We start from the raw sequence: 13,344 nt of genomic DNA on the forward strand, positions 1-13,344 counted from the left end.
GACAGAACGTGATCGACAAGTTCCGCGACGACCTCGCCGAGGCTCTGGACGTCGTCTGGTCGGGCGCCACGATCGCCGTCGGCGGATTCGGCAGCTCCGGCCGGCCAGACGCACTGCTGAACGCGCTGAGCGACCTCGACAAGCGGGACCTGCACCTCTACGTGAACAACGTCGGGGACGACTTCACAGGAGTCGGGCGGCTCGTGCGCGAGGGGCGCGTGCGTCGCATCACGGCGTCGTTCCCGATCCTCCAGGAGTTCTACGACGACTACTTCGCCGGGCGCATCGAACTCGAGCTCATCCCGCAGGGCACGCTCGCCGAGCGCATGCGCGCGGGCGGTGCGGGCGTCGCGGCGTTCTACACGCCGTCGAGCGCGGGGACGATGCTCTCGGACGGCACGTTCCCCCTCACGTACGACGGCGAGGGTCAGCCCGCGTCGTTCGTGCCCGCGAAGGAGACGCGCCAGTTCAACGGCCGCGACTACGTGCTCGAGTACGGCATCAACGCCGACTTCGGTCTCGTGAAGGCGCAGCTCGGCGACCGCAGCGGAAACCTGCGCTTCCACCTCTCGGCCCGCAACTTCAACCCGCTCGCGGGAATGTGCGGGCGCGTGACGTTCGCCGAGGTCGAGCAGCTCGTCGAGACGGGCGACATCGGCCCCGACGACATCCACCTGCCCGGCGTGTTCGTCGACCACATCGGCATGACCGCGGCTCCCGTGCCGGCCCACTGACAGGGGGTTCCCATGACGTACACCGACACCAGCACCCAGGTCGTCGGCCGGACGCGCGACGAGATCGCGCGCGCCGTCGCCGAAGACCTCGAAGACGGCTACACCGTGAACCTCGGGGTCGGCATCCCGCTGGCGATCCCGCGCTTCATCCCCGAGGGGGTGACGGTCTTCCTGCAGTCCGAGAACGGCGTGCTGGGCCTCGGTCCGCATCCGGGCGCGGGCAACGAGGACCCGGATCTGACGGATGCCGGCAAGCAGCCCGCGAGCCTCATCACGGGCGCGGCGATCGTCGACTCCGCGACGTCGTTCGCGATCATCCGAGGCGGCCACCTCGACGCCACGATCCTCGGCGCATTGCAGGTGTCCGAGACCGGCGACCTCGCGAACTGGTACGTTCCCGGCCGCAATCCCGCCGTCGGCGGTGCGATGGACCTCGTCGCGGGTGTGCCGCGCGTGTGGGTGTGCATGGAGCACGTCGACCGCTCGGGTCGCCCGAAGCTCGTGCGCGAGTGCACCTTCCCTCTCACGGGCCACCGGGTCGTCACGCGCGTCTACACCGACCTCGCGACCTTCCACTTCGAGGACGGACGGCTCGTGCTCAAGGAGCTCGCACCGGGCGTCACGCCCGAGTACGTGCGCGAGCGCACCGAGGCCGCCTACGTCGAGGATCTTGCGCGGTGAGCGGCACGATCGACGTCGACGGGGTCATTGCGATCGACGTGCACACCCACGTGCACCGCTCGACCGCGCAGCCGGTTGACGAGCACTCCGGCAACGAGGCGATGGGCGAGTACTTCAAGATCGGCACGATGCCGACCTACACCGTGCCCGAACTCGCCGACTACTACCGCGAGCGCTCCATGGCGGCGGTCGTCTTCACGGTCGACAGCGTGTCGCAGAGCGGGGACGACCCCGAGCCGGCGAACGAGGAGGTCGCGGAGCTCGCGGCCGCGAACTCCGACGTGCTCATCCCGTTCGCGAGCGTCGACCCCGCTCGCGGCGCCGCGGGCGTGCGGCTCGCGCGGCGCCTCATCGAGGACTACGGCGTGCGCGGGTTCAAGTTCCACCCGAGCGTGCAGGCGTTCTACCCGAACGACCGCTCCGCCTATCCGCTGTTCGAGCTCATCCAGGAGCACGGGCTCGTCGCGCTGTTCCACACCGGCCAGACGGGCGTCGGCGCGGGGCAGCGCGGGGGTGGCGGCATCCGCGTCAAGTATGCGAACCCGCTCCACCTCGACGATGTCGCGGCCGACTTCCCCGACATGGACATCGTGATGGCGCATCCGTCGTTCCCCTGGCAGGACGAGGCGCTGTCGGTCGCGACGCACAAGCCGCGCGTGCACATCGACCTGTCGGGGTGGTCGCCGAAGTACTTCCCGCCTCAGCTCGTGCAGTACGCCAACACGCTGCTGCGCGAGAAGGTGTTGTTCGGCTCGGACTTCCCCGTCATCACCCCCGAGCGGTGGATGTCGGACTTCGATCGCCTCGAGATCAAGCCCGAGGTTCGGCCGCTCATCCTGAAGGAGAACGCGGCGCGGCTGTTCGGGCTGCGCAACGGCGCGAACGCCGAGGAAGGCTGACATGGAGAACGTCGAAGGCAAGGTCGCCGTCGTCACGGGCGGTTCGAGCGGCATCGGTCGCGGAATCGCGCTCGCGTTCGCGCGCGCCGGCATGCGGGTCGTGGTGACGGGAAGACGCCGGGACCACCTCGACGAGACGGTGTCGGAGTTCGCGGCACGGGGTCTCGAGGTGACGCGGCTGCAGGTCGACGTCACGGACCTTCAGGCGATGACGGATGCCGCGGCCGACGTCGAAGGGCGATTCGGTCGCATCGACGTGCTCGTCAACAATGCGGGCATCGGGCTCACGGGGCGGGTTGCGGAGGCCACGCCGAGCGACTGGGACTGGGTCATCGACGTCAACATCCGGGGCGTCGGCAACGGCATCCAGGCGTTCCTGCCGCGCATCCGCGCGCACGGCGAGGGCGGACACATCGTCAACACGTCGTCGATGGCGGGGCTCATGCCGATCGTCGCGGGGTTGTACTCCATGACGAAGGCCGCCGTGATCGGGCTGTCGGAGGCGCTGCACATCGAGTTGAAGCCCGAGGGCATCGGGGTCTCGGCGTACTGCCCCGGACCCGTGCACAGCAACATCGCGACCGCCGTGAAGAACCGCCCCGAGCGGTACGGGGAGTCCGGCTACACGCCGCCGCCCGACGGGTTCGCGGAGTGGTCGAAGACCCAGCCGTACATGTCCGCGGAGGAAGCCGGTGAGCGCGTGCTGCAGGGCGTGCGCCGCGGGGACCTGTTCATCCTCACGCACCCGGAGTTCAAGGCAGGCGTCGTCGACCGGCACCGCACGATCGAGGACGCGTTCCCCGACGAGCCGATCGACGAGGTGCGGGCCGCGGCGATCCCGTTCCTCACGGCATCGCCCGTCTATGCGCCCGAGAACCGACTGCCGGCGCCGAGGCGGCCTTCATCCCTGTCGCACAGGTGAAAACGCCGGGCTCGACCGGCCGTCGAGGTCCGTTGCCGACGGGTTCTCCTTGATCCGGCCCGACGGTTTCACCGAGGCGCGCCCGTGCTGGTCACTCCCCCGCGGTGTGCACCTCGACCGGGTACGTCAGCTCGATGCGCTCGGCGTCGACGCCGAGCATCGGGGCGAGCATGTTGCGCATGAGGTCCTTCGGCACGAGGCATTCGGCGCAGGCATCCGGACCCGCCACGATCCGTGCGGTCGCAGCATCGCCCTCGAGCGCGATGTCGAGGTGGTAGTCGTCCGCTTCGAGCGAGCGGCGGAAGTCGTCGAGTTGAGCCTGGTCGATCGGCATGGGATGCACCTTCTCGCGAATGCCTGTGTGATCTCGACGTTAGGTGGGCGTGACACCCGCGGAAAGGCCGGCTCCCATCCTGCGGAAGACGTTTCCGTGCGAAATCGCTGCCTGCAGCCTCCGTCGGGCGAAATGTCTTCCGGCAGGCGGAAGACCGTTGTACGGTCTCCTGCAATTCGGCTTGGGTGGTAGCACACTTCTTCCCCCGGGAGGTCGGTCGACGATGACCATGAGCCAGATCCGCTCGGCGCGCGCCGAGACCATGACAGCAGCCCAACGTGTGCTCGCGATCCTGGAGGTGTTCGACCAGGAGCACCTCGTCCTGACTCTGAGCGAGATCAGCCGACGCGCGGGCCTCAGCCTGAGCACCACCCATCGCCTGGTCGGCGAGCTCCGCGAGTGGGGCGCACTGGAGCGCTCCAGCGACGGACGTTACGCGATCGGCATGCGCATCCTCGAGCTCGGGTCGCTTGAGCCGCAGGGCCTGCGCCTGCGCGAGATCGCGCTGCCCTTCCTCGGCGACCTGCAGGCGGCCACGAACGCGAACGTGCACCTCGCCGTGCGCGACGGCCACGACGTCGTGTACGTCGAGTCGCTGCGGGCCCGCGGCGGGGCACCGGTCCTCAGCCGGCTCGGCGGCCGGTGGCCGCTGCACGCGACCGGGACGGGCCTCGTGCTGCTCGCGCACGCGACGCCGGAGTTCCGCGAGGAGGTGCTCGCGACGAAGCTGCAGGCGTACACGCCGCGCACCATCACGAACCCCGACGAGCTGCGGCGCGTGCTCGCCGACGTGCGTCGTACGGGCGTCGCGATCGTGGAGGACTCGATCACGACCGACGCGCTCGCCGTCGCGGTGCCTGTGCGCGGGCCGCGCGACCGCATCATCGCGGCGATCGGTGTGACGGTGCATCCGGGTGCGGCGAATGCGCACGCGGCCCTGCCTGCACTCTCGGCGACGGCGCGCGCGATCTCGCGCGGCCTCGGTGCGCCGTCGGCGTCGGGCCGCCCACCCGCCGCCGCCTGACGCACCCGCTCCTGGCGGACGCGGTCACGCGGTCACGCCGTCACGCGGTCACGCGCACGAACCGCACGTCGGCGGGGTCGACGCGCAGCCGCACGCGGGCACCCGTCTCGAGCCCGAGCGCGGCGACCGTGTCGGCGGGAATGTCGACGGCGACGCCCGGATCGCCCGTATGCACGCGCACCCCGGCGGGGGTCGGCTCGAGCCGCACGACGTGCGCGGTCCACTCCCCCGGTACCGTCTCCGTGCCGCGATCCGCCTCGAGGTGCACAGACGACGGCCGCACGAGCGCCGCGAGCGCGACGCCGTCGACGGATGCCCCGACCCGCGAGTGCTCGTCGGCGGCTCGCAGCTCGAGCGCGCCGTCCGTCGACCTCCACGAGCCGTCGCGCGCGACGCCCACGATGCGGTTGAGCCCGGACACGGCCGCCGCGAAGCGCGTCGCCGGTGCGGCGAGCACGCGCTGCACCGGACCTTCCTGCACCACCCTGCCGTCCTCGACGACGAGCAGCCGGCGAGCGAGCGCGGCGGCGTCGACGGCGTCGTGCGTGACCACGAGCGCCGTCGCGCGCACGGCGGCGAGCTGCTCGTGCAGGAGTCCGCGGATGTCTCCCGCCGTCTCGGCGTCGAGCGCGGTGAGCGGCTCGTCGAGCAGAAGAAGGCGCGGATGCGTCGCGAGCGCCCGCGCGAGGGCGACGCGCTGCTGCTGACCGCCGGACAGCTCGGACGGGCGGCGACCGCCCCACCCGCCGAGCCCGACGCGCTCGAGCCACGCATCGGCCTCCCGTGCCGCGTTCGACCGCGCGACCCCGCGAGCGCGCAGCCCGAAGGCGACGTTGTCTCGCGCGGTGAGGTGCGGGAACAGTCGTGCGTCCTGCCCGAGCAGCACCGCCCCGCGCTGCGCGGCGGGCGCGTGCCGGCGCGCCGATGCGACCTCGCGCCCGTCGATGCGCACGAACCCGGAGTCGAGCCGCGCGAGTCCCGCGATCGCCGACACGAGGGTGGACTTGCCTGCGCCGCTCGGGCCCATGACCGCGACCACCTCGCCCGCCGACGCCACGACGGCGACGTCGAGACGGAATCCGTCGCGGCGCTGCACGACGACGTGCGCGTCGAGGGTGCCGCCGGTCGCGGCATCCGCCTCGGTCGTCGCCGGCGAGGTCATCGCTGGGCTCCCGGCCGCCACGCGCGCACGAGCAGCAGTACCGCGATCGCCGTCACGAGAAGCAGGAGCGCGAGGGCGACCGCGGGTCCGCGGCCGACGCCCGAGCCGTTGAAGGCGGTGTAGATCGCGAGGGGCATCGTCTGCGTGACCCCCGGCGCGTTGCCCGCGAAGAGCGCCGTTGCGCCGAACTCGCCGATCGCGCGCGCGAAGCACAGGATGACTCCGGCCACGAGCCCCGGTGCGGCGAGCGGCAGTGTCACGCGCCACAGGATCGTCCAGCGGCGGGCGCCGAGCGTCGCGGCCGTGCGCTCGTACTCGAGGCCCGAGGTGCGGATCGCTCCCTCGAGTGCGAGCACGAGGAACGGCAGCGCGACGAACACCTGCGCGAGCACGACGGCGGCGGTCGTGAACGGGATCCGGATGCCCCACCACGCGTCGAGCGCCGCACCGACCGGCCCCGTGCGGCCGAACAGGAAGAGGAGCGCGACGCCGCCGACCATCGGCGGCAGCACGAGGGGCACGGTGACGATCGCCCGCAGCACGGCGGATGCCCGCGGACCGCTGCGCGCGATCGCGAGTGCCATCGGCACGCCGAGCACGACGCACACGGCGGTCGCGATGAGCCCCGTCACGAGCGAGAGCGTCAGAGCGCTCACGGCCTCGGGCGACGTGATGTCGGTCCACAGCGTCGTCCAGTCGACCCGCACCACGAGCGCCCCGAGCGGCACGACGAGCAGCGCGAGGCCGACGATCGCCGGCACGGAGAGGATCGGCGGGACGAACCCGCCCGCCTCGGCCGGTCGGTGCGCCGCTGCGCGGTTCACGGTCGTCACGGCGCTCCGAATCCGTGCTTCGCGAGCACCGCCTGCCCCTCGGGGCCACGCACGAACGCGACGAACGCCGCCGCGGCGGCGGGGTTCGTCGCACGGTCGAGTGCCGCGATCGGATACCGGTTCACGACGTCGGCGGCACCCTCGGGCACGAAGCTCTCGACGTCGGAGTCATTCTTGACGTCGGTCGCGTACACGAGTCCGGCATCCGCTTCGCCCGCGGCGACCTTCGTGAGCACCGCCGTCACGTTCTGCTCGAAGCTCGCGGGCCTCACCGAGACACCCGCGTTGCCGAGAAGCCGCTGCGACGCGGCGCCGCACGGCGCCTCGACCGCGCACAGCACGACCGTCACGTGCTCGTCGGCGAGGTCGGCGAGTTCCTCGACGTCGCCGGGGTTTCCCGCAGGGACGGCGACGACGAGCGTGTTCGTCGCGAACACCTGCGCATCCGCCACGAGCCCCTCATCCACCCCCTTCGCCATCGTGCTCTCGTCGGCCGACGCGAAGACGTCCGCGGTCGCCCCTTCGGCGAGCTGCGCGACGAGGGTGCTCGACCCGTCGTAGACGATCGGTCGCACGTCGACATCGGGGTGGACGGACTCGAACGCCGCGGCCAGCTCGTCGAACGCCCCTTGCAGCGACGCCGCCGCGAACACCGTCAGCTCTCCCGCCGGCGCCCCGGCCGTCTCCGCGGCACCCGGATCGGCAGACGCGTCCACACAGCCCGAGAGGACGGCGATGACGGATGCCGCCACCCCCGCGATCACGAGACCGCGACGCGCGCGCACGTCAGTCCTTCGGAGTCTCGACGACGACGTGCGTCGCCTTGACGGATGCCACCGCGAGCGACCCCACCTCGAGGCCGAGTTCATGCACGGCCTCGGCCGACAACAGCGACACGACGCGGTGCGGCCCCGCCTGGATGTCGACCTGCGCCATGACCCCGTCCACCTGCACGCGGGTGACGATGCCGACGAAGCGGTTGCGCGCGCTCGAGAGCACGTCGGTGGGATCGCGCGGTGCCGAGGCCAGCTCGATCGCCCGCTCGGCGAGAGCCTCGCCGGGGATCTCGGCCGGGCTCGCCTCGGTCACGGGCAGCATGCCCTGGTCGACCCAGCGGCGCACGGTGTCGTCGCTGACCCCCAGCAGGCGCGCCGCCTCGGAGATCTTGAAGCTCGTCACACGGCGACGATATCACCGCATGTGCGGCGAAAACATCACGGATGCGCCGCAGTTGCGGCATCCGTCCCACCTCGCTCCCATCCCTGGTTCGCGCGACTAGCCTTGATCCCATGAGCCTGCCCCCGCTGGTCGAGCCCGTCGACGCGCTCAGCGACGCCGAGCGCATCCGCACGGCGCGGCACCGCAGCCTCATCCCGCTCGGCGAGCTCGGGCAGCGGCGCCTGCGCGCGGCGCACGTCGCGATCATGGGCGCGGGCGGCCTCGGATCGCCCGTCGTGCTCGCGCTCGCGGCGGCCGGCGTCGGCACGCTCACCGTCATCGACGACGACGATGTCGAGCTCACGAACCTCCAGCGGCAGGTCGTCCACCGCCTGTCCGACGTCGGGAGGCCCAAGGTCGACAGCGCCGTGCGTGCGGCCGCCGACCTCTCGCCCGAGACGGTCGTCGTACCCGTGCGCGAACGGCTCACGCGTGAGAACGGCGCCGAACTGCTGCGCGGCGCCGACCTCGTGATCGACGGCACCGACACGTTCGAGACGCGCGAGGCGGTCGCCGCCACGACCGAAGAGCTCGGCATCCCGCTCGTGTGGGGCACGGTGCAGGGCTTCGACGCGCAGGTGACCGTCTTCTGGTCGCAGCCGCCCGCCGGCGCGGCTCCCGTGCGTCTGTCGGACGTCTACCCGCCCGGAAGCGTGGGCGAGCTCCCGACGTGCGCGATGGTGGGAGTGCTCGGGGCGCTGTGCATGCAGGTCGGGTCGCTCCTCGCGATCGAGGCGGTCAAGCTCATCACCGGCGTCGGAGAGCCCCTCCTCGGCCGCATGCTCGTGATCGACGGGCTGCGCGGCCGGCAGAGCGAGGTGGCGATCCGCGCCGCGACCGCCAGGGCGACCACCCCGTCCGCGACCCCCGCGACGCCGGCGCCGATCCCCCATGTCGACGCGATCCCCGCGGGCACCCTCGTCGTCGACGTGCGCGAGCCGCACGAGACCGCGCTCGGCACGATCCCCGGTGCACGCCTCATCCCCCTCGGCGAGCTCCTCGAAGACCCCGCATCGCTGCGCGGAGCGCCACCCGTCATCGTGGTGTGCCAGGCGGGCGTGCGCGCGCGGCGCGCGGCGCAGGCCCTGCGCGAAGCGGGGGTCGAGGCATCCGTCCTCTCGGGCGGCATGGACGCGTGGACCTCCCTCGAGCGGAGCACCGCGTGAGCGCAGACCGCCTCCGCACGGTCGAGGAGCAGCTCGCGATCGTGCTCGAGCGCGTGCGCCCCCTCGACGGCACACGCGTTCCCGTGGCCGCGGCCCTCGGGCGCACCCTCGTTGAGCCGCTGCGCGCGGCAGTCGACATCCCCGTCTTCGACAACTCCGCGATGGACGGCTTCGCGGTGCGGTTCGACGACGTGAAAGACGCGACGGATGCGGCGCCCGTCCGCCTCACGGTCGTCGGCGACCTTCCCGCGGGGTCTCCGCTGGACCCGCCGATCGGCCCCGGCGAGGCGGTGCGCATCATGACGGGCTCCGCCGTGCCGACCGCCGCCGACGCGATCGTGCCGTTCGAGTCCACGGCCGGCGGCCTCGCCGACTCGCTCGGCGAGATCACGGTGCTCGCGGCGCCGCGCGGGCTCGGTGCGCACATCCGCCGCCGCGGAGAGGACATCACCGTCGGAGGCGAGCTGCTGCCCGCGGGCGTCGAGCTCGGTGCGCTGCAGCTCGCGGCAGCCGCGGCCGCGGGGGTCGACGACGTCGTCGTCTCACGCCGCCCTCGCGTCGCGGTCGTGTCGACCGGATCCGAGCTCGTGACCCCCGGCCGTGCTCTCGAGCGCGGGCAGATCCCCGAGTCGAACAGCCAGCTCCTGGCGGGACTCGCCGAGGGCGCGGGTGCCGAGGTCGTGCTGCGACTCACGGTCGACGACGAGGGTGACGGCCCCGCTCGCGCGGTGGCCGAGGCATCGGCTCTCGGTGCCGACGCCGTCGTGTTCTCGGGCGGTGTCAGCGCGGGCGCCTACGAGGTGGTCAAGAACACGCTCGCGGGAGCCATGGAGTTCGCGAAGATCGCGATGCAGCCGGGCAAGCCGCAGGGGTTCGGCGCCACCGAAGACGGCGTCCTGCTGTTCGGCCTGCCGGGCAATCCGGTGAGCGCAGCGGTCTCGTTCGAGGTGTTCGTGCGTCCGGCCCTGCTCGCGATGCAGCGACGCACCGAGCTGCACCGCCCGACGCTGCGCCTGCCCGCCGCGACCGCGTGGCGCACGCCCCCCGCGCGGCGCCAGTACCTTCCGGCGGCGATCGACCGGTCCGATCCCGCGCACTGGACCGTGCGTCCCGCGACGGCGGGCGGATCCGGGTCGCACCTCGCGGGCGGACTCGCACGCGCGGAGGCGTACGCGGTCGTGCCCGCCGAGGCCGACGCCGTCGAGGTCGGCGACACGGTCGATGTCATGCTGGTGTCATGAGCTTCACGCACCTCGACGAGTCCGGCCGCGCGCGCATGGTCGACGTCACCCTCAAACAGCCCACCGTGCGCTCGGCGACCGCACGCGGGTTCGTGCGGTGCTCGCCCGAGGTCGTCGCGGCGTTGCGCGATGGGACGGTCCCGAAGGGCGACGTGCTCGCCGTCGCCCGCATCGCGGGCATCCAGGCCGCGAAGCGCACCCCCGAGCTGCTCCCGCTCGCGCACGTCATCGGCGTGCACGGCGCCGCCGTAGACCTCGCGATCGTCGACGAGGGCGTCGAGGTCGAGGCGACCGTCCGCACCGCCGACCGCACCGGCGTCGAGATGGAGGCGCTCACGGCGGTGTCGGTCGCCGCGCTCGCGATCGTCGACATGGTGAAGGGGCTCGACAAGGCGACGTCGATCGAGAACGTGCGCATCGTCGCGAAGACCGGGGGCAAGAGCGGCGACTGGCTGCGCCCCGGCGAGGAGCCCACCGTCCCGTGAGCCACGGCGCGATCCTCCTCGCGGGCGGCCGCGCGTCGCGCGTCGGCGGAGCGGCGAAGCCCCTCTTCGACGTGGGCGGACGCACGCTCTTGGGCGCCGCCGTCGAGGCGGTGCGGAGGATAGGGGCGCGACCGATCACGATCGCGGGGCCGGAGGCCGCGGCATCCGACGTCGGCATCGACCTCGACGGAGTCGACTTCGTGCGCGAGGATCCGCCGTTCGGCGGGCCGGTCGCGGGCGCCGTCACCGTGCTGGACGCATGGCGGGCGAGCGACGTCGTGCCGGAGTGGACCTTTCTGCTCGCGTGCGATGTGCCCGGGAACGGCGCCGCCGTGGCCCGCCTCGCGCAGGACGTGCTCCTGCTGCCGAGCGACAGCGAGGGGGTGTGCCTCGCGGATGCCTCGGGCCGCCCGCAGTGGCTCGCGGGCCTCTATCGCACCGAGGCCCTCCTCCGCGCGGCGGCCGCGCTCGACGACCACGGCCGCGACGCGCCCGTTCGCGCACTCGTGGCCGATCTGGCGATCGCCGTCGTCCGCGCACCCGCGGACGAGACCGACGACGTGGACACGTGGGAGGATCTGAAGAGGGCCCGCGCCGCCGCGGGCCAGGACGCTTTCGACACGCACCGCACTGAGGAGGCGCGATGAGCGAGAACCCCCGCACCCTGCCCCCGGAGGCCCTCGACGCGTGGGCCGCCGCATTGCGCGACCGCTTCGGGCTCGCGCCGGAGGACGTGCCGATCTCACTCGTGCTCGACCTCGCCCGCGACGTCGCCAACGAAGTCGCGCGCCCTGCCGCCCCACTGAGCGCGTTCGTGGCGGGACTCGTCGCCGGACGTGCCGGCGGCGACCCGGGATCCGTGCGCGAGACGATCGAGGCCGTCGTCGACCTCGCCGAACAGTGGCAGGTATCGGAGAGTCACGCGTAATGGCAGTCGTCCGCTACTTCGCCGCCGCGCAGGAGGCCGTGGGCCTCGAGCGCGAGCACCGCACCGAGGCGACGCTCGGAGACCTGCGCGCCGCCGTCGCGACCGAGTATCCGGGCCTCGGTGGGATCCTCCCCCGCTGCGCCGTGCTCGTCGACGGCGCGCGCGTCGACGACGACACCGCGCTCGGCGATGATGTGCTCGTCGATGTGCTGCCTCCATTCGCGGGAGGCTGAGCCCGGTTCACACCCTCGCGTTCGCGCGCGTCCGAGCGCCGACATAGCGGCTCGCCCCGACCCAATACCGCGCCGTCAGCCCCGCGACGACCGCGCCGGCGAGCCCGACCGCGAGATCGCCGATCGAGTCGGAGTACCCGACGTAGATCGTCTCGTCGATGAAGGTGTGGCCGAACCACTCCGCCACCTCCCACAGCACGGCCCCGACCGATCCGAACGACACCGTGAGGATCGTCGCCACCCACACCGGCACGTGTTCCGTCGCCGGGTCGGCGAGCCCGCCCACGCGGACGAGCAGGATGTACACGATGAGCGCGACGAGGCCCGTGAGGGCGAAGTGCACGGGCAGATCCCACCACCGCACCTCGACGTAGATGTCGAGCACGGCGCTCCAGCCCGCGACGAGGAGCGTCACCCCGAACGCGACGTCGAGCGCGGGGCGGACGCCGAGGAAGCGCGGAAGCACGAGTCCCAGCAGCACGAGCGCGAAGGTCGCCGCGTCGACGGGCGTCCACCAGATGAGCGCGACCAGGACGCTCATCACGCCGAGCACCCGGATGGCGTCGGCCACCCAGTCCGCCGGGCCGCTCGGCGGGCGCAGGAACGTGCGGATCATCGCCTCAGGATAGGCCGGGGCGCGCGGACTCCGACGGGGGTTGCACCCGCACGAGCGCCTGCACCGGCTCGTGGTCGGACGCGGCTGCCCCGTCGAAGCGGACGGCGTGCACGCCGATCGCCCGCACCTCGATGCCGGCGGTCACGAAGATCCAGTCGAGGCGTTTGCCCGTCGCACGAGGCGGTCGGTAGGCGGAGTACGTGTCCCACATCGGTGTGAGGCGCCGCTCGGCGAGCTTCCACGCATCCTTCAGCGGCCCGCTCGTGAGGATCCGGATCGGAGACGAGCGTGGCCGTGCATTCAGGTCTCCCATGACGATGACCGGGCGTCCCGCATCGGCGGCGAGCTCGTTGAGCATCTCGGCCGACCGGATCCGCGACGCGCGCGACAGGTGGTCGAGGTGCGTGTTGACCACCGTGAAGCGCGCGTCGGTCGCGGCGTCCGTGAAGTCCGCCGACACCGCGATGCGCGGGATCATGTTGCCCCACGTGTGAGACCCGGGCTTGAGCGGGGTGTCGGACAGCGCACGCTGCGACCAGTCGTCGAGGCGCAGGCGGCGCGTGTCGTAGAAGACCGTGCACTGCTCGCCGTCGCCGCGGCGGTTGCGGCCCCGGCCGATCCGGTCGTAGTCCGGCCCGAGCACCGACGCCACGAACGACGCCTGGTCGGCGTGGGCCTCCTGCACCCCGAGGATCGTGGGCTGCTCGGCCTCGAGGATCGCCCGCACGAGGGGTCGCCGCGACCGCCACCAGTCTCGGCGGAAGTGGAGCATGCGCGACACGCGACGGCGGATGTTGAACGTCATGACGTGCAGATCCGGCGGTGTCGCCGGGCCGATCGACGCGGCATCCGTCACACCCCCAAGAGT

At 72.4% G+C, this 13,344-nt stretch carries 18 protein-coding genes; 11 read left to right on the forward strand and 7 right to left on the reverse strand.

The features are described 5' to 3' along the window. The first annotated feature begins 8 nt into the window (after window positions 1–8). From VFF97_RS02705 to VFF97_RS02720, 4 genes are read left to right on the forward strand one after another with little or no spacing between them, the layout of a single operon-like run. The gene (locus VFF97_RS02705) at window positions 9–734 is read left to right on the forward strand and encodes a 3-oxoacid CoA-transferase subunit A (protein WP_325031954.1); all 726 of its coding nucleotides are present in this window, start codon (window positions 9–11) and stop codon (window positions 732–734) included. Between the two features lie 12 nt (window positions 735–746). Next, window positions 747–1,415: a 3-oxoacid CoA-transferase subunit B gene (locus VFF97_RS02710; protein WP_325031955.1), complete on the forward strand. Its 669-nt coding sequence runs from the start codon at window positions 747–749 to the stop codon at window positions 1,413–1,415. After that, window positions 1,412–2,314, forward strand: a complete 903-nt coding sequence (locus VFF97_RS02715) for an amidohydrolase family protein (RefSeq protein WP_325031956.1) — start codon at window positions 1,412–1,414, stop codon at window positions 2,312–2,314. The genes VFF97_RS02710 and VFF97_RS02715 overlap by 4 nt, the downstream gene beginning before the upstream one ends. Before the next feature lies 1 nt (window position 2,315). Then, on the forward strand, window positions 2,316–3,236 hold the full coding sequence (locus VFF97_RS02720; RefSeq protein WP_325031957.1) for an SDR family NAD(P)-dependent oxidoreductase: 921 nt from the start codon (window positions 2,316–2,318) through the stop codon (window positions 3,234–3,236). A gap of 91 nt (window positions 3,237–3,327) precedes the next feature. Here the strand turns inward: VFF97_RS02720 and VFF97_RS02725 are convergent, their stop codons facing one another. Further along, window positions 3,328–3,570 carry a hypothetical protein gene (locus VFF97_RS02725; RefSeq protein ID WP_325031958.1) on the reverse strand — a complete coding sequence of 81 codons (243 nt, stop codon included), beginning with the start codon at window positions 3,568–3,570 and terminating at the stop codon, window positions 3,328–3,330. Window positions 3,571–3,799: 229 nt separating this feature from the next. Between VFF97_RS02725 and VFF97_RS02730 the strand changes: the two genes are divergently transcribed. Next, on the forward strand, window positions 3,800–4,594 hold the full coding sequence (locus tag VFF97_RS02730; RefSeq protein ID WP_325031959.1) for an IclR family transcriptional regulator: 795 nt from the start codon (window positions 3,800–3,802) through the stop codon (window positions 4,592–4,594). A 40-nt stretch (window positions 4,595–4,634) separates the two neighbouring features. Here the strand turns inward: VFF97_RS02730 and VFF97_RS02735 are convergent, their stop codons facing one another. The 4 genes from VFF97_RS02735 to VFF97_RS02750 are packed head-to-tail and all read right to left on the reverse strand — an operon-like array spanning window position 4,635 to window position 7,768. Continuing rightward, window positions 4,635–5,756 carry a sulfate/molybdate ABC transporter ATP-binding protein gene (locus tag VFF97_RS02735; protein ID WP_325031960.1) on the reverse strand — a complete coding sequence of 374 codons (1,122 nt, stop codon included), beginning with the start codon at window positions 5,754–5,756 and terminating at the stop codon, window positions 4,635–4,637. Continuing rightward, the gene (locus VFF97_RS02740) at window positions 5,753–6,589 is read right to left on the reverse strand and encodes an ABC transporter permease (RefSeq protein WP_325031961.1); all 837 of its coding nucleotides are present in this window, start codon (window positions 6,587–6,589) and stop codon (window positions 5,753–5,755) included. The genes VFF97_RS02735 and VFF97_RS02740 overlap by 4 nt, the downstream gene beginning before the upstream one ends. Continuing rightward, window positions 6,586–7,374, reverse strand: a complete 789-nt coding sequence (modA, locus tag VFF97_RS02745) for a molybdate ABC transporter substrate-binding protein (protein ID WP_325031962.1) — start codon at window positions 7,372–7,374, stop codon at window positions 6,586–6,588. The genes VFF97_RS02740 and modA overlap by 4 nt, the downstream gene beginning before the upstream one ends. 1 nt (window position 7,375) lies before the next feature. After that, window positions 7,376–7,768 (reverse strand): TOBE domain-containing protein, encoded by a 393-nt coding sequence (locus VFF97_RS02750; RefSeq protein ID WP_325031963.1) that lies wholly within the window; start codon window positions 7,766–7,768, stop codon window positions 7,376–7,378. Window positions 7,769–7,878: 110 nt separating this feature from the next. Here VFF97_RS02750 and VFF97_RS02755 point away from each other — a divergent pair, with 110 nt between their 5' ends. From VFF97_RS02755 to VFF97_RS02780, 6 genes are read left to right on the forward strand one after another with little or no spacing between them, the layout of a single operon-like run. Then, the gene (locus tag VFF97_RS02755) at window positions 7,879–8,973 is read left to right on the forward strand and encodes a ThiF family adenylyltransferase (protein WP_325031964.1); all 1,095 of its coding nucleotides are present in this window, start codon (window positions 7,879–7,881) and stop codon (window positions 8,971–8,973) included. Beyond that, the gene (gene glp, locus VFF97_RS02760) at window positions 8,970–10,214 is read left to right on the forward strand and encodes a gephyrin-like molybdotransferase Glp (protein WP_325031965.1); all 1,245 of its coding nucleotides are present in this window, start codon (window positions 8,970–8,972) and stop codon (window positions 10,212–10,214) included. Before VFF97_RS02755 ends, glp begins: the two co-directional genes overlap by 4 nt. Then, on the forward strand, window positions 10,211–10,699 hold the full coding sequence (gene moaC / locus VFF97_RS02765) for a cyclic pyranopterin monophosphate synthase MoaC (RefSeq protein ID WP_325031966.1): 489 nt from the start codon (window positions 10,211–10,213) through the stop codon (window positions 10,697–10,699). The genes glp and moaC overlap by 4 nt, the downstream gene beginning before the upstream one ends. Then, window positions 10,696–11,346 carry a molybdenum cofactor guanylyltransferase gene (gene mobA, locus VFF97_RS02770; protein ID WP_325031967.1) on the forward strand — a complete coding sequence of 217 codons (651 nt, stop codon included), beginning with the start codon at window positions 10,696–10,698 and terminating at the stop codon, window positions 11,344–11,346. The genes moaC and mobA overlap by 4 nt, the downstream gene beginning before the upstream one ends. Further along, the gene (locus VFF97_RS02775; protein ID WP_325031968.1) at window positions 11,343–11,627 is read left to right on the forward strand and encodes a DUF6457 domain-containing protein; all 285 of its coding nucleotides are present in this window, start codon (window positions 11,343–11,345) and stop codon (window positions 11,625–11,627) included. Before mobA ends, VFF97_RS02775 begins: the two co-directional genes overlap by 4 nt. Then, entirely contained in the window at window positions 11,627–11,860 is a 234-nt protein-coding gene (locus VFF97_RS02780; protein ID WP_325031969.1) for a MoaD/ThiS family protein, read from the forward strand. The genes VFF97_RS02775 and VFF97_RS02780 overlap by 1 nt, the downstream gene beginning before the upstream one ends. Before the next feature lie 7 nt (window positions 11,861–11,867). Here VFF97_RS02780 and VFF97_RS02785 read toward each other — a convergent pair whose 3' ends face one another. After that, window positions 11,868–12,476 carry a hypothetical protein gene (locus tag VFF97_RS02785; protein WP_325031970.1) on the reverse strand — a complete coding sequence of 203 codons (609 nt, stop codon included), beginning with the start codon at window positions 12,474–12,476 and terminating at the stop codon, window positions 11,868–11,870. A gap of 4 nt (window positions 12,477–12,480) precedes the next feature. Beyond that, complete coding sequence (locus VFF97_RS02790) at window positions 12,481–13,332, reverse strand: endonuclease/exonuclease/phosphatase family protein (RefSeq protein WP_325031971.1); 852 nt, start codon at window positions 13,330–13,332, stop codon at window positions 12,481–12,483. Between the last annotated feature and the right edge of the window lie 12 nt (window positions 13,333–13,344).

It is taken from the genome of Microbacterium sp., assembly GCF_035687345.1.
Classification (GTDB): Bacteria; Actinomycetota; Actinomycetes; order Actinomycetales; family Microbacteriaceae; genus Microbacterium.